The 19094-nt window shown below is 68.7% G+C and carries 17 protein-coding genes and 2 pseudogenes; 7 read left to right on the top strand and 12 right to left on the bottom strand.

The features are described from left to right. Positions 1-74: 74 nt before the first annotated feature. The 3 genes and pseudogenes from ACODNG_RS07790 to ACODNG_RS07780 all read right to left on the bottom strand — a co-directional run bounded on the left by ACODNG_RS07790 (position 75) and on the right by ACODNG_RS07780 (position 3174). Entirely contained in the window at positions 75-728 is a 654-nt protein-coding gene (locus ACODNG_RS07790) for a dolichyl-phosphate hexose transferase (protein WP_434523076.1), read from the bottom strand. Between the two features lie 244 nt (positions 729-972). After that, positions 973-2617, bottom strand: a pseudogene (locus tag ACODNG_RS07785) (GMC family oxidoreductase). Beyond that, a complete protein-coding gene (locus tag ACODNG_RS07780; RefSeq protein ID WP_434520860.1) occupies positions 2614-3174 on the bottom strand; it encodes a gluconate 2-dehydrogenase subunit 3 family protein in 561 nt (186 codons plus the stop codon). Before ACODNG_RS07780 ends, ACODNG_RS07785 begins: the two are co-directional and overlap by 4 nt. 177 nt (positions 3175-3351) lie before the next feature. Between ACODNG_RS07780 and ACODNG_RS07775 the strand changes: the two genes are divergently transcribed. After that, a complete protein-coding gene (locus ACODNG_RS07775; protein ID WP_434520859.1) occupies positions 3352-4962 on the top strand; it encodes an ABC transporter permease in 1611 nt (536 codons plus the stop codon). 163 nt (positions 4963-5125) lie between these two features. Here ACODNG_RS07775 and ACODNG_RS07770 read toward each other — a convergent pair whose 3' ends face one another. The 6 genes from ACODNG_RS07770 to ACODNG_RS07745 form a co-directional block, all read right to left on the bottom strand. After that, the gene (locus ACODNG_RS07770; RefSeq protein WP_434520858.1) at positions 5126-6223 is read right to left on the bottom strand and encodes a sulfite exporter TauE/SafE family protein; all 1098 of its coding nucleotides are present in this window, start codon (positions 6221-6223) and stop codon (positions 5126-5128) included. Next, on the bottom strand, positions 6213-6377 hold the full coding sequence (locus tag ACODNG_RS07765; RefSeq protein ID WP_434520857.1) for a DUF7512 family protein: 165 nt from the start codon (positions 6375-6377) through the stop codon (positions 6213-6215). The genes ACODNG_RS07770 and ACODNG_RS07765 overlap by 11 nt, the downstream gene beginning before the upstream one ends. Before the next feature lie 664 nt (positions 6378-7041). After that, positions 7042-8217 carry an inorganic phosphate transporter gene (locus tag ACODNG_RS07760; protein ID WP_434520856.1) on the bottom strand — a complete coding sequence of 392 codons (1176 nt, stop codon included), beginning with the start codon at positions 8215-8217 and terminating at the stop codon, positions 7042-7044. An 11-nt stretch (positions 8218-8228) separates the two neighbouring features. Then, positions 8229-8690: a YeeE/YedE family protein gene (locus ACODNG_RS07755; RefSeq protein WP_434520855.1), complete on the bottom strand. Its 462-nt coding sequence runs from the start codon at positions 8688-8690 to the stop codon at positions 8229-8231. 130 nt (positions 8691-8820) lie between these two features. Continuing rightward, complete coding sequence (locus ACODNG_RS07750) at positions 8821-9378, bottom strand: YeeE/YedE family protein (protein ID WP_434520854.1); 558 nt, start codon at positions 9376-9378, stop codon at positions 8821-8823. 8 nt (positions 9379-9386) lie between these two features. Further along, positions 9387-10580 (bottom strand): MBL fold metallo-hydrolase, encoded by a 1194-nt coding sequence (locus ACODNG_RS07745; RefSeq protein WP_434520853.1) that lies wholly within the window; start codon positions 10578-10580, stop codon positions 9387-9389. A 237-nt stretch (positions 10581-10817) separates the two neighbouring features. Here ACODNG_RS07745 and ACODNG_RS07740 point away from each other — a divergent pair, with 237 nt between their 5' ends. From ACODNG_RS07740 to prf1, 6 genes and pseudogenes are all read left to right on the top strand, one after another. After that, positions 10818-11063 carry a sulfurtransferase TusA family protein gene (locus tag ACODNG_RS07740; RefSeq protein ID WP_434520852.1) on the top strand — a complete coding sequence of 82 codons (246 nt, stop codon included), beginning with the start codon at positions 10818-10820 and terminating at the stop codon, positions 11061-11063. A gap of 2 nt (positions 11064-11065) precedes the next feature. Next, a complete protein-coding gene (locus ACODNG_RS07735; RefSeq protein WP_434520851.1) occupies positions 11066-11680 on the top strand; it encodes a DsrE/DsrF/DrsH-like family protein in 615 nt (204 codons plus the stop codon). A 134-nt stretch (positions 11681-11814) separates the two neighbouring features. Next, positions 11815-12751, top strand: a pseudogene (locus ACODNG_RS07730) (NAD-dependent epimerase/dehydratase family protein). Positions 12752-13205: 454 nt separating this feature from the next. Next, complete coding sequence (gene argS, locus ACODNG_RS07725; RefSeq protein WP_434520850.1) at positions 13206-15014, top strand: arginine--tRNA ligase; 1809 nt, start codon at positions 13206-13208, stop codon at positions 15012-15014. A 79-nt stretch (positions 15015-15093) separates the two neighbouring features. Continuing rightward, positions 15094-15354, top strand: a complete 261-nt coding sequence (locus ACODNG_RS07720) for a glutathione S-transferase N-terminal domain-containing protein (protein WP_434520849.1) — start codon at positions 15094-15096, stop codon at positions 15352-15354. 119 nt (positions 15355-15473) lie between these two features. Then, positions 15474-16724, top strand: coding sequence for a peptide chain release factor aRF-1 (gene prf1 / locus ACODNG_RS07715; protein WP_434520848.1), 1251 nt, complete (start codon positions 15474-15476; stop codon positions 16722-16724). Positions 16725-16754: 30 nt separating this feature from the next. Here prf1 and ACODNG_RS07710 read toward each other — a convergent pair whose 3' ends face one another. The 3 genes from ACODNG_RS07710 to sufD all read right to left on the bottom strand — a co-directional run bounded on the left by ACODNG_RS07710 (position 16755) and on the right by sufD (position 19094). Further along, positions 16755-17198, bottom strand: coding sequence for a metal-dependent transcriptional regulator (locus tag ACODNG_RS07710; protein ID WP_434520847.1), 444 nt, complete (start codon positions 17196-17198; stop codon positions 16755-16757). Positions 17199-17241: 43 nt separating this feature from the next. Then, positions 17242-17727, bottom strand: a complete 486-nt coding sequence (locus tag ACODNG_RS07705) for a ferritin-like domain-containing protein (protein ID WP_209545959.1) — start codon at positions 17725-17727, stop codon at positions 17242-17244. A 152-nt stretch (positions 17728-17879) separates the two neighbouring features. Next, positions 17880-19094 (bottom strand): Fe-S cluster assembly protein SufD, encoded by a 1215-nt coding sequence (gene sufD, locus ACODNG_RS07700; protein ID WP_434520846.1) that lies wholly within the window; start codon positions 19092-19094, stop codon positions 17880-17882.

The raw sequence follows: 19094 nt of genomic DNA, 5'->3' as shown, positions 1-19094 counted from the left end.
GTCGCCGGCGGCGGCCTACTGTGCCCACAGTAGATGGACCGCCGTCCGACGACCGCGTCGAGAGGGAAGCGCCCTCAGAAGCGCCGCAGCTGCTCTTCGAGGCAGACGGTGACGATCGACTTCGCGATGGCGGCGCCGCCGCCGATCGGGTCGAGCTTCGTCTCGCCGAGGCGCTCGGCGTACCGGATCGGTCGCTCGCGCACGTCGTGGCCGCGCATCAGCGGCCGGATCAGGAGTTCGGCGGAGAGACCGGTGTTCTCGGTCCAGCCGATCTCCTCGACCACGTCGCGGCGGTACGCGCGCATCCCGGTTGTGGTGTCGTGGACGCGCTCGCCCATCAGGAGGGAAGCGAGCGCCGCGAACGCGTGGTTGCCGAAGCGGTTGAACGCGGGCATCGCCTCGGCGCCGTGGTAGAGCCGGTCGCCGCTCACCACGTCGGCGCCGTCGTTGATCTCGGCGAGGAACTCCGGGAGCGCCTCCATCGGGTAGGTGTCGTCGCAGTCGGTCGTGACGACCACGGGGCGGTCCGGGGTCAGTATGGCCTCGCGGACGGCGACGCCGTACCCCTGCGGCTCCTGCTCGATCACGCGCGCGCCGTGTTCGCGGGCGATCTCGGGGGTCCGGTCCGAGGAGCCGTCGACGCAGACGACCTCGGCCTTCCCGTTGGTCACCTCGTCGATGTCCTCCAGCACCGTCGCGATGGCCTCCTCCTCGTTGTACGTCCCCATCACGACGCTGAGGTCGTCGAAGGTGTACGGTTCGCCGCCGTCGGCGGCGGTGTCCGCGTCGTCCGTCGCGTCGCTCCCGCTCGTCGCGGCCGCCTCACTGCCGTTCTCGACCGCGGCCGCGGACCCGTTCGTCGCGTGCGCTGAGTCGCTCATTACCCGACTCTCCGTTCGCACGCACTTGAGTTTTTAGGTTTACCTAAATTCAGTGGTAGCCGGCCGTCACGACCTGTCCGCAAGCCGGCCGTCAAGCGCCGTCGGCGAACCAGCTGGCCACGTCGTCGCCGACGCGAAGCGCGAGCGCGGCGATGGTGAGCGTCGGGTTCATCGCGCCGCTCGTGGGGAAGACGGAGCTGGAGGCAATCCAGCAGTTGTCGAGGTCGTGGGTCCGGCAGTCGGCGTCGACGACGCCCCGATCCGGGTCGTCGCTCATCCGCGTCGTCCCCATGTGGTGGTAGGCGGGACCGGTGGCGTCCGGGCCGGAGACCCACTCGACGTCGGCGCCGAGCTCCTCCAGCACCTCGACTTGGATCTCGTTCGCCCGTTCGATCGTGTCGAGCGCGCGGTCACCGACGGTCCACTCGATCTGCGGGACCGGGTTCCCACGGTCGTCGGTGCGGTCGCCCGCGAGCGTCACGCGGCTGTCGGCGTCGGGGAGCTGCTCGACGAGCGCGCCCATCGCGACGTGGTTCCCGTACTCGTCCCGCAGGCGATCGCGGAGCGGGTCGCCCCAGTCGTCGCCCGTGAGCGCCGATTCCACGGGAGACGGGCCGGCGTAGTTGAAGAACTCCAGCTTGAACGGGGCCTGATGCTCGTCGGCCTCGTCGTAGAACTGGTCGCAGGCGCTGGTGTAGAAGCCGACGTGGTTCTGTCTCGTCTCCTCGTCGAGTGTGCCGCCCGCGCCCGCGAACAGGTGATCCATGAAGAACTCGCCGACGTGGCCGCTCCCGTTCGCCAGCCCGTCGGGGTAGCGGTCGGACGCCGAGAGGAGCAGGAGCCGCGGCGTCTCCACGCCCCCGGCGGCGACGACGAACGCGTCCGCCTCCTGCCGGTGCCGCTCCCCGTCGGGCGTCGCGTAGACGGCCGCGGTCACCCGGTCGTCGCCGTCGTGTTCCAGCCGCTCGACCGGCGCGCGGTCGATCACGGTCGCGCCCGCCGCCTCGGCGCGCTCGACGTGGACCGTCGCGTCGTACTTCGCGCCGCTCGGGCAGACGGGCTGGCAGGTGCCGTAGCCGACGCAGGGCGAGCGGTCGTCGTACGGCTCGGAGTTGCGCGCGTTCGGCACCGAGTCGCATGTCGATCCCCAGCGACTCGCAGGCCTCGGCGAAGAGGGAGTCGCTGTACGACGGCTCGAACGCCGGCATCGGATGCGGCTCCTCGCGGGGCGGCGCGTAGGGGTTGTCCGACGCGCCCGCGACGCCCAGCTCGCGCTCCGCCTCGGCGTAGTACGGCCGCAGGTCCGCGTAGTCGACCGGCCAGTCGGCGCCGACGCCGCGCTCGCTCACGGAGTCGAAGTCGTCCTCGTGGAGCCGCATCACCATCCCCTGCCAGTGGAGCGTCGATCCGCCGACGCCCTTCACGCGGGCGTGGTTCAGGGGGTAGAACCGGTCGCCGGCGTTCTCGTGGGCGTCGCGCTCGCCGCCCACGTCCCAGACGTCCGGGCGGTCGTAGAACGGGCGGATCGCCCGCTCCTGTCTGGCGAGCCGGTCTTCGGGGTCGAACCGCGGCCCGGCGTCGAGCACGACGACTTCGCGCTCGCCCGCGAGCCGGTCGGCGACGAGCGCCCCCGCGGGGCCGGCGCCGACGACGCAGACGTCCGCGTCGGTGACGGGCGTGCGGTCGACCCCGTCGGGCGCCGACCGCTCGTCGCCGACGCTCTCGGCGCCGCTCATTGCGGCCCCCGCTGATAGCTCTCCGCGCCGCCCGGGTGGCCCTGCGGGTTCTCGATACCAACCAGCTCCCCGCCGGTCGGGGAGGCGTACAGCGCCAACAGGAGCTCGTTGACGACGTAGTACCGGACCCGCTCTGCGGTCGTCCCCTCGGGGTCCTCCTCGGCGGTGTCGGCGCCGACCTCCCGGAGGAGCCGGTCGCGGTCCGCGGGGTCGAGGTCGGCGACCGGCGCGCCGTGCCACGAGTTCGCGAGGTGGTTCAGCTCCGCAACGGTCTCGCGGACCCCCGTCGCGTGCGCGGAGCCGTCGAGCCGCCCGGCGAGGAACCCCTCAACGAACTCGCTCACGCCGGCGATCTCGGAGGGGTAGACGACCGACGCGACGGCGGTCAGGGTCTCGCGGACCGCCTCGTCGTCGGCCGGGGCGTCGTCGCCGTCGCGACTCCCGTCTTCCTCAGGGCGCTCTCCGCGGTCCGCGGCGAACCGCGCGCCGAGCGCGACCCCGCCGCTCGCGCCGAGCGCGGCCAGCGCCGCCGCCGCGTCGCGCCGCGTCAGTTCCATGTGGTTTTTAGGCAACCCTAAATTAATATATCCGTCGGAGTGCGGTCGGTTGCGGCGGGCTACAGCCGGACGCGGTCGGTCGCGTTCGGGGGGAGCGCCGCCGCGCCTCCGCGGCGGGATCGGAACCCCTAACGGCGGTTGCGTCCATCTTCCGACCAACCGACCGCTTCCCGGACCATGAGCCCGATAACCCGGATCCGCGACCGGCTGACCGACGGGGAGGACCGACTACCGCTGGGGCTGACGCTGCTTTGCGCCGCCATCGCGGCAACGCTCGTCTTCCCGCTCGCGTGGCTCGTGATCGAGGCGGTCACCGTCGACCCCGCGCGCGCCGTCGAACTCACCCTCAGCGTCCGCACCGCGGACACCGTCCTCAACAGCCTGTTGTTGATGGTCGGCGTGACTGCGTTCTCGATCGCGATCGGCGTTCCGCTCGCGTATCTCACCGCTCGGACCGACCTCCCGTTCCGGCGGTTCTGGGCGGTCGCGGCCGCGCTCCCGCTCGTCGTCCCGAGCTACGTCGGCGCGTTCTCGTTCGTCTCCGCGTTCGGGCCGCGCGGCGAGTTCCACGAGGTCCTCGCGCCGCTCGGGATCGAGCGGATCCCGGAGATATACGGCCTTCACGGGTCCATACTCGTCATCACGCTGTACACGTACCCGTACGTCTACCTGACGACGCGGGCCGCGCTGCTGTCGTTCGACACGACGCTGCTGGAGGCGGCGCGGACGCTGAACCACGGGCGGCTGGCGTCGTTCCGCCGCGTGACGCTGCCCGCGATCCGCCCCGCGGTCGCCGCCGGCTCGCTGCTCGCGGCGCTGTACGCGGTCTCCGACTTCGGGACGCCCTCTATCATGCGGCTGTCGGTGTTCACCCGCCAAATCTACGTCGAGTACAACTCCTTCGGGAGCGACTACGCCGCGCTGCTCTCCTTGCAGCTGCTCGTCGTCGTGCTGTTCGTGCTCGCCTTGGAGTGGCTCGTCCGCTCCGACGCCTCCTCGCACGGGGACGACGCCGGCCGGACGGAGGACCGCGTGTCGCTGGGGCGGCTCCGGTGGCCGGCGACGCTGCTGCCCGCCGGGGTCTCCGCGGTCGCGCTGCTCGTGCCGCTGTGGATCCTCGGGCTGTGGCTGGTCCGGTCGGAGTCGGGCCGCCGACCCTCGATGGCCTTCGACCCGATCCAGGTGCTCAACTCCGTCTCGGTCTCCGCGGCCGCGGCGGTCGTCGCCGCGCTCGCGGCGATCCCCATCGCCTACTTCGCGGCCAACCACGACTCCCGGCTCGCGACGCTGTTCGAGCGCGCGACGTACGTCGGCTTCGCGGTGCCCGGCATCGTGCTCGCGCTCGCGCTCGTCTACTTCGGCTCCGGCTACCTGCCGTGGATCTACCAGACGCTGCCGCTACTGATCTTCGCGTACGTCGTGCGCTTCCTCCCGCAGGCGGTCGGGTCGAGCCGGACGTCGATCCTCCAGGTCGACCCGCGGCTCGTGGAGGCCGGCCGGACCCTCGGTGAGTCCTCGCTGGGCACGTTCCGGCGGGTCACGTTCCCGCTCACGCGGTCGGGGATCGTCGCCGGCGCCGCGCTCGTGTTCCTCACGACGATGAAGGAACTGCCAGTCACGCTCATCCTCCGCCCCTCCGGATTCGAGACGATCGTCACCCAGATCTGGCGCGCGCAGGAGTCGGCGCTGTACCAGTACGCGGTGGTGCCGACGCTCATCCTCCTCCTCATCTCCGGGCTCTCGATGGTCGTCCTCCTCGCACAGGAGGGCGGGCAAGAGGGACTGTGAGCGGGGAGACCGCTCGCCGACTCCCCGCTCGGCTGTACGCGTCGGCGTCGAACGCCGGACTCGATGTCCGCCGTCTCCGTCAGGTCGCAGAGACCGGAGTCACGCGGCGGTTATGACACAAACACACAACACTGGTGCCGCGGATCGACGGCGAAAGCGCGGGTCAGTCCGCGGCGGACGTCCGCTGCTGGCGCGTCACGCGGAGCGAGGTTATCGTCGTGTAGAGGACCGCGAACGCGACGACGACCGCCGCGCCGACCACGAGCACCAGCCCGAGCAGTTCGAGCGTCGGGTTGCGGAGGTAGGAGCCGACCTCGCCGATGCCGACGGCGATGGAGCCGATAAGTAACATTCCGCCGAAGTACACCTTGATACCGTCGGCGTCGACGACGGCGGTCGCGGCGGAGCCGACGCGCGCGCCGAGCGCGCTCCCGAACAGGAGCGGCGCGACGATGCCGAGGTTCACGCCGCCGCCCTGCCCGTAGAGGTAGCTCCCGAGACCGCCGGAGAAGACGATCTCGAAGAGGTCCGTCCCGACCGCGACGGGCACCGGGACGCCGATCGCGTAGATCATCGCAGGCATTCGGATGAAGCCGCCGCCGACGCCGAGGAAGCCGGACAGGACGCCGGTCGCGAACGCGACGGCCGTGATCACCCACGCGGAGACGCGGACGTCGCCGCGGAGCGTCACCATCGGCGGAATCCGAACCGTTCGTTGTATCTTCTTCGCGATCTCGGGTATCTCGTACTCGTCGAGCTCCCTGTCGGCCGCCTCGTGGTCGCCGCCGCCGCCGCCGTCCCCTCGGTCCCCGCCGTCCCCGCCGCCGCCCCGGCCACCGCCCGTCAGGGCGTCGCGGGTGACCATCGCGCCGACGCCGCCGAGCAGGACGACGTACGCGACGCTGATGACCCCGCCCGCGAGGCCCAGCGATTCGAGGTAGTAGACGCTCGCGCGGCCGACCTCGATGCCGACGGTCGTGCCGGTGATCATGATCGCGCCGAGCTTGTAGTCGACCTGCCCCAGGTCGTGGTGTTTCAGGGTCGCGATGACGGCCGTCCCGAAGACGAACGCCATCCCGCTCCCGACCGCGACGGGCGCCGGGTAGTCCAGCATGAGCAGCGCGGGGGTGACGAGGAACGACCCGCCCATGCCGAAGAACCCGAACAGGACGCCGACGACGAGACCGAACCCGACGAAAAGCGCCGCCATCTCCGGACTCGTCCCCAGAATTCCGGGGCCGCCGAGGAAGCTATCGAGCATCGGCCTCACCCCCGACGAGGAGCCGCATCAGCGAGGGGCCGACGAGCCGTTCGAGGCCGCCGTAGCCGACGTACAACACGAACGCTTCCACGAGGATCGCGCCGATAAGCAGGGCAGTCTCCGGGTCCCACGCGGGTATCTCTACTCCTGCCATCGCTTCTCACTTTCACTTCCGAGTTCAGTATTTCGCTTCTGGCACATTTCTGCTCACTCTCCTCTACCTGCCTCGTACCTATAATGGTTTTGGGGTTAGTGTACAATACTATATTCCGGTAACCTCGGTCGGAGTACCGATAACTTATAGAGAGGTTTTCGTGTGGGGAGGGCCGGCGGACCGTCGGTGGGCGCTGCGGTCGACGAACTCAGAAGCTCCAGCCGCTCGTTTATAAATGACTGACTGCGGATCGGTGGCGGACGCCTCCAAAACCCAGCCGCTCGCTTATAAATAACTGACCGTGGATCGGCGGCGAACACCTCCAAAGCCCCAGCCGCTCGCTTATAAATAACTGACCGTGGATCGGCGGCGAACACCTTCAAAGCCCCAGCCGGGAGGACGACGTACGCTCGCTGCGTTCCTCAGTCGGTCGCTACCGCTCCCTCCTTGCGGTACTTGCGTCGCCTACGTCGTCCTCCCGGCTGCCCCTTTGAGTCCCACCCCGCACCGCCCCGCACGGCACCTCACGCCTCCCCAGCCTCGCGGTTCGCGCTCTCCGAGCGCTCACCGCTCCCTCGCGTGTGCGGCTCACGCCCTTCGGGCGTTCGCCGGCACGCGCCACCGCTGTGAATGATTTAATAATCGACGCCGCGGTGTGTTCCATTTATGAGAGGAGCGCCGCGGCGGCGTACGCGAGCGCGAACGAGAGGGCGAACGACCCGGCCCACGCCCCCACCGTCACGAGGATCTTCCGCGCGTCTACCGCGTCGCGGCCGCCGACGGCCGCGCCGCTCCCGATGATCGCGCTGACGACGATCTCGTTGAACGAGACCGGGACGCCGAGGAGGACGGCCAGCTGCGCGATCAGGAACGACGGGACGAGCGCCGAGATGGAACGCCGCGGCCCGAGCGAGGAGTAGTCCTGCGCGAGCGACTTGATCATCCGGGGCGCGCCCGTCCACGAACCGACCAGCATCCCCAGCCCGCCGCCCACGAGGACGGCCGTCGTCGAGATCATCCCCACCTCGTCGAGCAGCGGGAGCAGCGGCCCGACTGCCAGCCCGACCTGACTCCCGCCCGCGGAGAACGCGACCAGCGACCCGAGCGCGAGCAGCACCCGCCGCAGGCCTCCCTCCTCGTCGCGAGCGATGTCCCACCAGACGACGACCCCGACCGCCAGCGCGGCGAGACCGGTAATCGCGCCCGCCGACGCGACGCCGTCGACCGCCAGCGCGCCCTGTGCGAGGCTGCGGACGGTGCCGGACGCGGTCCCTTCGCCCAAGAAGCTGAACTGAACGTTCACGAGTACGGCCCCGACGACTCCGGCGAGGGCCGCAACGCTGTACCGCTCGGGAACGCCGGGCCGCGGGAGGACGCCGGCGATTCCGAACGCGATGCCGCCGCCGACGAGCGGCGTCAGCGCCCAGACGGCGCCGATCTGCTGGTACTTCGACGGGACCGGCGTCCCGCCGAGCGCCAGGCCGACGCCGATGACGGCGCCGGTGACGGTGAACGCGGTCGCGATCGGAATCCCTGTCGCGATACCGAGCGCCATCAGCCCCGCGCCGAGGACGAGGACGAGGATGACGCCGGCGACGGGGAGACCCATCCCGCCGACGAGGCCGCTGCCGACGGCCTCCGAGACGTTGCCGCCCTGGGTGACGGCGCCGGCGAAGCCGAAGACGCCGACCAGGAGGGCGGCGCGCATCGTCCCGACGGCGTTCGCGCCGACGGCAGGGGCGAACGGGGTCGCGCCGCTCGACCCGGCGCCGATCACCCACGCCATGAACAGGCTGGCGAGCGCCGCGCCGACGAAGAGGGCGATGAGTGCGGGGTCCATCGAGCCGGTTGTCAGTCCGCGCCCGCCGCGGCGCCGTCGCGGGCCCCGCTCCGGCTCCGCCAGTAGCCCTGTGCGTACGCCCCGACGAACATCCCGGCGAGTGCCCAGAGGATGGCGACGTTTCCGACGCCGAGGCTGGCGTACGCCGCGCCCGGACAGATCCCGGAGAGCCCCCAGCCGACGCCGAAGACGGCGCCGCCAACGAGGACGTTCCGGTCGAACGGCTTCAGGCGCCGCTCGTAGGGGTCGCCCGTGAGGGGCGCGGCGTCCCGGAGCCGGGGCAGCAGCGCGAACGCGACCCCGGAGACGATCGCGGCCCCGAACATCACGAACGGGAGCCCCAGATCGTCGAACTGGAGGAAGTTCAACACGACCTCCGGCCGCGCCATGTGGCTGAACCCGAGTCCGAACCCGAATATCAGGCCGCCGACGAAGATCAGCGGCTTGAACAGGGGATGGCGGTCGGCGCTCACGTGTCGCTCCCTCCGGTCGCTCCCGTTTGCGCGGTTCGAGACGCTCGCTGCTCACGGCTCACGTCCGTTCGCCGTTCGCCCTGCGAGGCGCTCATTCCGCTCGCGCCTCGCCTCGCTCGCGTCTCGCACATCACGGACTCACCCCCAACGCGGCGACGACCTGCGCGGTCCCGATCGCCACGGTCAGGAACGTCGCGACGCCGATCAGCGACGTCTTCGACGCCGAGCCGACGCCGCAGACGCCGTGTCCGGACGTACACCCTTTGCCGATCCGGGTCCCGATCCCGACCAGGATCCCGCCGAAGAACAGCCGCCACGGCTGGACGTCGGTCGCCCACAGCGTCACGCCGGCGACCTCGTAGAGGCGGCCGGTCGTTCCGGGCTCGTACAGCGAGGTCGTGACTACGCCGGACTGGAACGTCGCGGCGAACGCGAGTCCGCCGAGGACGATCCCGGCCGTGAACACGAGCCGCCAGTCCCGCGAGGCGACGTACCGCCCGAACCGCGACCGGTCTGAGACGTACGACAGCGTCGACTCGAGGAACGTGCTCGCCCCGGCCGGGATACCGGTCCCGACGTAGATGACGACGGTCCCGAGACCGACGAGTAGCCCGCCGACGGCGTACCGGCTGATCCCGTTGGGGAACAGCTCGGCGACAGCCTGAAGGGGTACTGGGTCAACAACCATCGGCGTCGTTAGTCACCCGCGAGCGAGTCCTGGCTGGCGGCGCAGTTGTTCGGGCCGAGTTCGAGGGTGAACGCCTCCTCGTCGTCGACGGCGTTCTGGCCGAGGTTCGTCGCGATGATGTCCTCGTAGTTGGCCGGCCGTGGGGGCATATCCGAGAGGATCAGGTCGACGAAGTCGTCTTCGTCCATCGTGAGTGCGTCCATCTCCGCGACGAGTTCGCCGATCGGCGCCGTGTAGGTACCGTCGTCGGCCGGCTCGGCGGTATCGCTGAAGTGTGCGCCGCCGACGAGCGTGTCGTCGGGCAGCGAGAGGACGCGCTCCTGAAGCGACTCGTAGAGGGTGCGCGCGGCGTCTGGCGCGCCCTCGTCGCCCTCCTCGAGGTCCGGGCGGGCGACGCTCTCGACGAACAGCCCGTCGCCGGTCGCGAGCAGGCTCTCGTCGACGAGGTAAGAGGTCATCCCGGTCGTGTGACCGGGCGTGTGGACGGTCTCGATCGTTCCGTCGCCGACCGCGAAGGTGTCGCCGTCCTCGGCCGTGGTCAGCTCGTCGGCGTACGTGACGCCGCGGTCGACCGCGGCCTCGGGGATGACGCCCTCGACGCCCTCGTCGTCGAGGTCGCGCACTCCGGAGATGTGGTCGGCGTGGACGTGGGTGTCGAGCGCGTACTTCAGGTCGACGCCGAGGTCGTCGGCGTCGTCGAGGTAGCGGTCGGTAAAGGCCCGAAGCGGGTCGATGATCGCGGCTTCCCCGTCGTCGTAGAGGAGGTAGCCGAGACAGCCCGACGAGGGGCGCTGGTACTGGAGGAGCGTGCCGGCGCCGTCGTAGCGCTCGACCTCGACGGTCTCGTAGACCCTCGCCCACCCGTTCATCCCGTCTTCGAGGTGCTCGACGTCGTAGCCGCGCTCGGCGAGCGTGCCCGCAACGTACTCGCTCGCGCCGCCCTTCGCGCAGAGGACGGTCACCTCGCGGTCGTCGGGGATCCGGTCGAGGACGTCGTCGTCGACCTCGTCGTCGAGGAACTCGAAGTACGGGACGTTGATCGAGGTGACGTTCTCGCCGTCGATGCGCCACTCCTCGTAGTCGGCGCTCATTCGCACGTCGAGGAGCGTGACGTCTTCGCCCGCGTCGATTCGATCTTTCAGTTCGTTCGGTGCGACCGTTTCCACTTCGACGTTCGGCGTCGGGAAGTCATCGGCGTCCATCTTGTACACCCCGTCTACCAGTTGGGTGTAAAAAAGCGTTCGGATAGTAGTTCGAACAATATACAATACAGAGTATCGACTCAACGAGGTATACAGGGCTGAACACGCATTTCGGCCGCTAATGGGTGTATTTAGGTAAAGCAGTCGTTCGTAATACACCCAAGAAACAACATTCTTTTAACTGTCGCAATAATATTGTGTGGTAGCTCCAATACAAATCAACGGAGCAGATACCATATGAGTGCCGAATACGACATCGCGGAGACGCTCGACGTGAAAGGCGCATCGTGTCCCATGCCGGTCGTGAAGACGAAGGGGGCGATCGACGACCTGGCCGAAGGAGCGGTCCTCGAAGTGTTGGCGACCGACCCCGGAAGCATGAGCGACATCGACGGCTGGGCCGACGGCACCGAGGGCGTCGAGCTCGTCGACCAGACGGAAGGAGACGACGTGTACAAACACTACGTCCGCAAGACGGAGTAACGATGGGGAGGGACACACCCGACGGGTCGACCGAGGATGTGCCGGCCGACGAGGCGCCGACCGAGGACGTTCCGGCCGGCGAGGCGCCCTCGCGCGCGGAGCTGGCCGCGCGCGTCGACGAGCTCGAGGCCGCGCTCGCCGAGACCACCGACGACGGCGGCAAGAAGATGAGCATCATCGCCACGAAGGGGACGCTGGACATGGCGTACCCGCCGCTTATCCTCGCCAGCACCGCGGCCGCGTTCGGCTACGAGGTGACCGTCTTCCACACGTTCTGGGGGCTCGAGATCCTCCACGAGGAGCGCTCGAAGAACCTCAAGCTCAGCTCCGTCGGCAACCCCAACATGCCCGTCCCGAACGCCGTCGCCGCGCTTCCCGGCATGGACCGCGTGACGACGAAGATGATGGAAAAGAAGATCGCGGACAACGACACCGCCACGATCGAGGAGCTCCTCGAAACGAGCCTCGACATGGGCGTGGAGTTCCAGGCCTGTCAGATGACCATCGATCTGATGGGGTACGACGAGGACGACTTCTACGACGGCGTCACCACGGGCGTCGGCGCCGCGACCGCCCTCCAGGACATGGCCGAGGCGGACATCCAACTCCTCGTCTGACCTCCGACGGCCGAACCTCCCCGCGAACCGTCGAGACCGTCGCCGAGCGAGAGACGCCGAACCCCCGTACCCTCCGCCGAATCTCGCTTCGACCGATCCCGTACGTACTTATCCGCGACGGCCGACAGGCCGGTATGAACCTTGCCGATTCGCGCGTCCTCGTGACCGGGGGCGCCGGTCTCGTCGGGAGCCACCTCGCAGCGAGCCTGCTCGACCGCGGCGCGACAGTCCGCGTCGCCGACGACCTCTCGAAGGGGACCCGCGACCGCGTCCCCGACGGCGCCGAGTTCGTCGAGGCGGACCTCACCGACCCCGACGACGTCGCCCGCGCGGTCACCGACGAACTCGATATCGTCTTCCACTTCGCGGCGTACACCGACACGAACTACGACGACGACCGCGCGCTGTTCGAGGACAACACCGCGATGACGTACAACGTCCTCGAACGCATGCGCGAGGTCGGCGTCACCAACCTCGCCTTCACCTCCTCGTCGACGGTGTACGGCGAGGCGCCGCGCCCGACGCCTGAGGACTACGCCCCGCTCGCGCCCATCTCCGTGTACGGCTCCGCGAAGCTCGCGGACGAGGCGCTGATCTCGACGTTCGCGCACTCCTACGGCGTTCAGTCGTGGGTGTTCCGCTTCGCGAACATCGTCGGCCCGCGCCAGCGCGGCAACGTGATCCCCGACTTCATCGAGAAGCTGGACGCCGACCCGAGCGAACTCGAAATCCTCGGCGACGGCCGCCAGGAGAAGTCGTACATCGGACGTCTCCGAGTGCGTCGACGCCATCCAGCACGTCGTCGAGCACGCGGACGACGACCTGAACGTCTACAACCTCGGGACGCGGACGACGACCTCGGTGACCCGGATCGCTGACATCGTGAGCGAGGAGCTGGGCGTGGAGCCGGCGTACAGCTACACCGGCGGCGACCGCGGCTGGACCGGCGACGTGCCGAAGATGCGGCTGTCGATCGAGAAGCTCTCCGCGCTGGGGTGGGAGCCGTCTATCGAGAGCGATCAGGCGGTCCGGCGGAGCGCGCGCGAGCTTATCGACGAGATCGTCTCATAGGAGTACGCTCACGCTGCCGGCTTTTTCGAGGGAGATTTTTCCGAAGTCTCGATCGCTCATTTATAACTAATTGACCAGAGAGCAGCGGAGAGCACCTCCAAAGCCCCAGGCACGAGGACTCGCGCGGCTTGCTGTGCTCCTCGTTCAGTCGCTCGCGTTGCTCGCTCCTTCGCTGTGGTGCTTACTGCGCCGTGCTTCGTCCTCGCGCCTGCCCCTTTGAGTCCCACCCCGCACCGCACAGCCCCGCGCCTCACACCTCCCCAGCCTCGTCGGTGGTCCTCCGCGTTGCTCCGGACCACCGACTCCCTCGCGCGGTGCTGCTCGGCCGCAATGCGGCCTCGCAGGCACGCGCCACCGCAGTCCTGAGTGTCTTCACTTCTGTCTCGTCGATCCCACGCCTCGCCCGCCGAGCCGCTTCGGAAGGGCCTTTTAACCCGCCCGTCGAACGGACGGTATGTTCAGGCAGTTCCGGTCGGAGGTCGAGGCGGCGCTCGCGGACGCGCTCGCCGAACTCGACCTCCCGACCGACGACCTCGGCATCGAACGCCCGCCCGACGACATGGACGCGACGCTCGCCTCCAGCGTCGCCTTCCGACTCGCGGGCGAGGTGGGCGACGCGCCGCCGAACGTCGCGGCGACGGTCGCCGAGGCGGTGTCGGTCGAGGGCGCCGACTACGTCGCGAGCGTCGACACCGCGGGGCCGTACGTCAACTTCCACGCGAACGAGCGCTACCTCGCGGACACCCTCGACACGGCCGCCGTCGACGCCGACTACGGCGCGCTCCCCGACCGGGACACCTCGGTCGTGGTCGAGCACACCAGCGCGAACCCGACCGGGCCGGTCCACGTCGGCCGCGCGCGCAACCCCATCGTCGGGGACGCCGTCGCGAACCTCATGGAGTACGCGGGCTACGACGTGGACCGCCACTACTACGTCAACGACGCCGGCCGGCAGATGGCGGTGTTCACGTGGGCGTACGAGCGGTTCGACGAGGACGACCTCGACGCCGAGCCCGCGCGCGACCGCGCGGAGTACGACCTCGTGCGCTACTACCGCAAGGGGAACGCCTTCTTGGAGGAGGCCGACGCCGACGCGGTCGAGGCCGCGGAAGCGGAGATCCAGTCAATCCTCCAGGGGCTGGAAGCCGGCGACGAGGAGACGTACGAGCGCGTCGGCGAGGTCGTCGACACCGTCCTCGGCGGGATGAAGGAGTGTCTCGGTCGCCTCCCCGCCGAGTTCGACGAGTTCGTCAAGGAGACGCGGTTCATGCGCGACGGCGCCACCGACGATATCGCTGCGCGGCTCAAGGAGACCGATCAGGCCGTCTACGAGGAGGACGCGTGGCAGCTCGAACTCGACGAGTGGGGGATCGACAAGAACCTCGTCTTCCTGCGCTCGGACGACACCAGCCTCTACACCACCCGCGACCTGGCGCACCACGAGTGGAAGTTCGCCAACTACGACCGCGCCGTCACCGTCCTCGGCGAGGACCACAAGCTGCAGGCCGACCAGCTCGACGCGACCCTCGAACTGCTCGGTAACGACGCCGACCGCCTCGGTCACGTCATCTACTCGTACGTCAACCTCCCCGACGGGAAGATGTCGACCCGGAAGGGAACGGGCGTGATGCTCGACGACCTGCTCGACGAGGCGATCGACCGCGCCCGAGAGGCGGTCGAGTCCCGGATGGACGACCGCATCCGCGACGACGACCTCACCGACGAGGACGTCGAGCGCATCGCCCACCAGGTCGGGATCGGCGCGGTCCGGTACGACATCGTCTCGAAACAGCCCGCGAAGGCGATCACCTTCGAGTGGGAGGACGCGCTCGACTTCGAGGCGCAGTCGGCCCCGTTCGTCCAGTACGTCCACGCGCGCTGCGCCGGCATCCTCGGCGAGGCCGCGGCCGCCGGGATCGACGTGCCGGGCGTGACGGAAGACGCCGACGGCGACGTCGACCTCGACGCGCTCGACGTGGACGCGAGCGCCCTCGAGACCGACGCGGCCCGCGACCTCCTGCGCGAGGTCGCGCGCTTCCCCGCGGCGATCGAGGCCGCCGCGGACGACCTGGAGCCGCACACGATCGCGACGTTCACCCGCGAGTTCGCCGACGCGTACAACGCCTTCTACCGCGAGTGCCCGGTCGTGACCGCCGAGACCGACGAGCTGCGCGACGCCCGCGTCGCGGTCGTCGCGGCCGCGAAACACACGATGGCGAACGCGCTCGACGTGCTGGGCGTCGAGGCGCCGGAGTCGATGTAGGCCGGGTCGGGAGACGCGACTCCGGGACGGCGCGTCGTCCCCGCAAACCGTTTTGCTCCGGCGGCCGTACCGTCGACCGATGCTCGAACTCTACCAGTCGGAAGGCTGTCCGCACTGCGCGAAGGTCCGCGAGACGCTCTCCGAGCTCGGCGTCTCCTACGTCACGCACAACCCGCGGCTCCCGGGCGGCGTCGGCGGCGACGTGACCAACGAGGTGACCCACGACGAGCTCACCGCGGGCGGCGAAGACCAGATCCCGTACCTCGTCGACACCGATCGCGGCGTCACGATGTACGAGAGCGACGACATCGTCGACTACCTCGAAGCGCACTACGCGTAGCGACCCCAGGCGATACGGTCCCCAGCCGACGCGGGTCCTCGCCGCCGACACGGGGCGTCTCGCCGGGTACAGCCCGGAGGTCAAAGCTTACTTACCCGCACGGGGGCGAACTGTAGGTAATGAGCAGCGACGCACAGGAGGCGAACGAGGACCGCCGGAAGTACGAGTTCCGCAAGGTCATCGAGGAGCTCAAAGAGTACGAGGGCTCCGGCACCCAGCTCGTCACCATCTACATCCCCGAAGACAGGCAGATCTCCGACGTGGTGGCCCACGTCACCCAGGAACACAGCGAGGCGTCGAACATCAAGTCGAAGCAGACCCGGACGGCCGTTCAGGACGCGCTGACGTCGATCAAGGACCGTCTGCGCTACTACGACACCTTCCCGCCCGACAACGGGATCGTGATCTTCTCGGGAGCCATCGACGCCGGCGGCGGGCAGACAGACATGGTCACCCGGACGCTGGAGTCGCCCCCGCAGCCGGTGGAGTCGTTCCGCTACCACTGCGACTCCGAGTTCCTCACCGAGCCGCTCGAACACATGCTGGAGGACTCCGGGCTGTTCGGGCTCATCGTCCTCGATCGCCGCGAGGCGAACGTCGGCTGGCTGAAGGGGAAACGCGTCGAGCCGGTCAAGTCCGCCTCCTCGCTCGTCCCCGGCAAACAGCGGAAAGGTGGGCAGTCCGCACAGCGGTTCGCCCGCCTGCGCCTCGAAGCCATCGACAATTTCTATCAGGAGGTCGCGGGGATGGCCGACGACCTGTTCGTCGACAAGCGCCACGAGCTGGACGGGATCTTGGTCGGCGGCCCGTCGCCGACGAAAGACGAGTTCCTCGACGGCGACTACCTCCACCACGAGCTACAGGACAAGGTCCTCGGCAAGTTCGACGTGGCCTACACGGACGAGTCCGGACTGAAGGACCTCGTCGACAACGCCAGCGAGGTGCTCGCCGACCAGGAGATCGTCGAGGACAAACGCAACATGGAGGAGTTCTTCGAGAAGCTCAACACCGGCGAGGAGGCGACGTACGGGTTCGAACAGACCCGCCGGAACCTGATCATGGGGTCGGTCGACCGCCTGCTCATCTCCGAGGACCTCCGCTCCGACGTCGTCGTCTACGAGTGTCCGAACGAGCACGAGGAGTACGAGGTGATCGACTCGCGACACTCGACGCCCGACCACGAGTGTAGCGAGTGCGGCGAGGAGGCCGGGGTCGACGAGCGCGAGGACGTCATCGAACACCTGATGGCCATCGCAGAACAGCGCGGGACGGACACGAAGTTCATCTCGACGGACTTCGAGAAGGGCGAACAGCTGCTCGACGCCTTCGGCGGAATCGCGGGTATTCTGCGCTACTCGACCGGCGTCTAAGGGGAGAGGGACCGAGACCCCCCGTGAGTTCTACTGCTGTTCCGGTTCGACCGGCGTCGGCGCGACCTCCAGACACGCGCAGGCGTCGGTCTCCGGGTCAAAGCAGTCCGGACACTCCGGCTGGCGGTCGATGATCGTGTCGAGCCGCTCCGCGACCGTGTCGTCGATGACGGCCTCCAGCTCGCGGGCCTCGGACTGGAAGTCCTCGACCGCGAGGACGTTCGCGAGGAACCGCTCGATGATACAGTAGGTCTGGAGGGCGTCTCTCGCCCGGACTATCCCGTCGTCGGTGAGCTTGACGCCCTTGTACTTCTCGTGTTCCGCCAGCCCGCGCTCTTCGAGCTTGCCGATCATCTCGTTGGCGCTGGCCGGGCTGACGCCGAGCGCGTCGGCTATCGATCCGGTCGATGCGGGACCGTCTTCGCTGTCCTGTACGACGTATATCGTCTTGAGGTACTGATCTGCGGTGTTCACGGCTGTCCTCCGTCGGCGCTCGTCGGCGACTCGTCTGCCCGGTTCATCGGCGCTCCATGACCTCCGTGACCTCGCGCACTCCCTCGGCCTCCTCGTCGCGGATCGTCGTCAGGGTCGCGAGCAGCTCCTCGCGGTCGATCGAGAACGTCACGTCCGAGTCCTCGATCGCTTCGATGAGGTCGTCGTAGAACTTGTAGGCCGTCTCCTCGTTGCACAGCTGGTCGTACAACACGTCGTCGAAATCCTCGGGTCGCGTCCGCCCGTAGCGGGCGTCGACCAGCGACTCGATCTCGCCGAACGGGACGCTGTCGACGCCCAACCCCTCGATGAGGGCCTCCAGCCGTTCGCGGTGGTCGGCCGACTCCTCGGCCGCGTCCGCGAGCAGTGTCTCCACCTCCTCGTCGAGTTCGGCGTCCAGCTGTTGGTAGTGGCGGTGCGTTCGCGCTTCGACGACCTCTTCGAGCACGATTCCGATCTGGAGCAGCCGCGCGAGTTGGTCGTCGGAGGCGACCCGCTGGCTCACGCTCACCGCGACCACCCGAGACGGCGCGATACACGGGTTCGCATACCTCCGTCTCGGGCGCCGTCGCTCTTAAGCCGTTCCCCTCGCGGACCGGTCGCTACGGGGTGAGGCGGGGTCGAAAAAATCCGCTCGGCGGGCGACCCCCGAGCGCCGACGGCCTACTGGAGGCGCTCCAAGACGAGTTCCTCGACGTCGTCGCGGAACTCGTCGACCGCGATCTCCTCTAAGACGGGCACGAAGAAGCCCTCGACGAGCATGTTCCGGGCCGTCCGCGAGTCGATCGAGCGGCTCTCTAAGTAGAACAGGTCCTCGGCGTCGACCTGTCCGACCGTTGCGGAGTGAGAGGCCTCGGTGTCGTGGTTGTGGATGATCAGCTTCGGCGACGCGTCGGCCTCGGCGTCGTCCGACAGCATCAGCGTGTTCTCGCGCTGGTAGCTGGAGGTGTTCCACGCGTCCTCGCCGACGTCCTGAACCCCCTCGTAAACGGAGCGGGCGACGTCGTCGAGCACGCCGCGCGTGACGAGGTCGGCGGTCGTCTGCTCCGCCTGGTGCCACACGCGAGCGTTGATGTCGAAGTGCTGGTCGTCGGTGCCGAAGAACGTCCCGACGATCTGGCTCTCGGAGCCGTCGCCGTTGAGCTCGGTCTCGATGTCCGAGCGGGTGAGCTTCGAGCCGAAGTTGCTCTCGATCCAGTCGACCGTCGCGTACGTGTCGGTCACGCCGCGCTTCAGCGAGTAGGTGTACGAGTCGTCGTCGAGGTTCTGGAGCGAGCCGAACTGGACGTTCGCGTTCTCGCCCGCGACGACCTCGACGAGGTTCGAGAAGTACCGGTCGTCGGCGACCTCGCCGTCACCCGTCTCGATCGATTCGAGGATCGTCACCGACGACGACTCCTCGGCGACGACGAGCGTCTGGCTGAAAAGCGAGCGGGAGTTCATCTCCGCGCGCACCGTCACGTCCTCGACGTCGACGCCCTCGGGGACGTAGACGAAGGTTCCCGTGGTGAACAGCGCGACCGAAAGCGCCGTGAGGTAGTTGTGCTCGGGGTCGAGGACGGAGCCGAAGTTCGCCTCGATGACGTTCCCGTACTCGTCGAGCGCCTCGGTGAACGGGAGGACGACGACGTCGTCGTCGCCCGCGGTCCGCTCGGTCTCGTCAGCCTGGTTCAGCGGGTCGACGAGCGCCTCGAAGTCCAGCGACTCCAGGTCGGTCCAGCGGCGCCCCGGCGTCTGGATGACGTCGGGAAGCTCTGCCGTCTCCAGCGCCGAAAGCGCGTTCAGGCGGGTCTCCAAGAGCCACTCGGGCTCGTCGCGTTCGTCTGCGATGCGTCGTACCGTGTCCTCCGAGAGGCTCTCGATTGCTTGCGTGCTCAT

It is taken from the genome of Halorubrum sp. AS12 (assembly GCF_051122765.1).
Lineage (GTDB): Archaea > Halobacteriota > Halobacteria > Halobacteriales > Haloferacaceae > Halorubrum > Halorubrum trapanicum.
The sequence above is the reverse complement of the archived record's forward strand: the minus strand, read 5'-3'. Positions and strand labels throughout refer to the sequence as shown.

What these genes read in the sequence shown, in the direction of transcription:
- ACODNG_RS07790 (WP_434523076.1), bottom strand. Translation starts at nt 728, where the DNA reads ATGGGGACGTACAACGAGGAGGAGGCCATCGCGACGGTGCTGGAGGAC.
- ACODNG_RS07780 (WP_434520860.1), bottom strand. Translation starts at nt 3,174, where the DNA reads ATGGAACTGACGCGGCGCGACGCGGCGGCGGCGCTGGCCGCGCTCGGC.
- ACODNG_RS07775 (WP_434520859.1), top strand. Translation starts at nt 3,352, where the DNA reads ATGAGCCCGATAACCCGGATCCGCGACCGGCTGACCGACGGGGAGGAC.
- ACODNG_RS07770 (WP_434520858.1), bottom strand. Translation starts at nt 6,223, where the DNA reads ATGCTCGATAGCTTCCTCGGCGGCCCCGGAATTCTGGGGACGAGTCCG.
- ACODNG_RS07765 (WP_434520857.1), bottom strand. Translation starts at nt 6,377, where the DNA reads ATGGCAGGAGTAGAGATACCCGCGTGGGACCCGGAGACTGCCCTGCTT.
- ACODNG_RS07760 (WP_434520856.1), bottom strand. Translation starts at nt 8,217, where the DNA reads ATGGACCCCGCACTCATCGCCCTCTTCGTCGGCGCGGCGCTCGCCAGC.
- ACODNG_RS07750 (WP_434520854.1), bottom strand. Translation starts at nt 9,378, where the DNA reads ATGGTTGTTGACCCAGTACCCCTTCAGGCTGTCGCCGAGCTGTTCCCC.
- ACODNG_RS07745 (WP_434520853.1), bottom strand. Translation starts at nt 10,580, where the DNA reads ATGGACGCCGATGACTTCCCGACGCCGAACGTCGAAGTGGAAACGGTC.
- ACODNG_RS07740 (WP_434520852.1), top strand. Translation starts at nt 10,818, where the DNA reads ATGAGTGCCGAATACGACATCGCGGAGACGCTCGACGTGAAAGGCGCA.
- ACODNG_RS07735 (WP_434520851.1), top strand. Translation starts at nt 11,066, where the DNA reads ATGGGGAGGGACACACCCGACGGGTCGACCGAGGATGTGCCGGCCGAC.
- argS (WP_434520850.1), top strand. Translation starts at nt 13,206, where the DNA reads ATGTTCAGGCAGTTCCGGTCGGAGGTCGAGGCGGCGCTCGCGGACGCG.
- ACODNG_RS07720 (WP_434520849.1), top strand. Translation starts at nt 15,094, where the DNA reads ATGCTCGAACTCTACCAGTCGGAAGGCTGTCCGCACTGCGCGAAGGTC.
- prf1 (WP_434520848.1), top strand. Translation starts at nt 15,474, where the DNA reads ATGAGCAGCGACGCACAGGAGGCGAACGAGGACCGCCGGAAGTACGAG.
- sufD (WP_434520846.1), bottom strand. Translation starts at nt 19,094, where the DNA reads ATGAGCACGCAAGCAATCGAGAGCCTCTCGGAGGACACGGTACGACGC.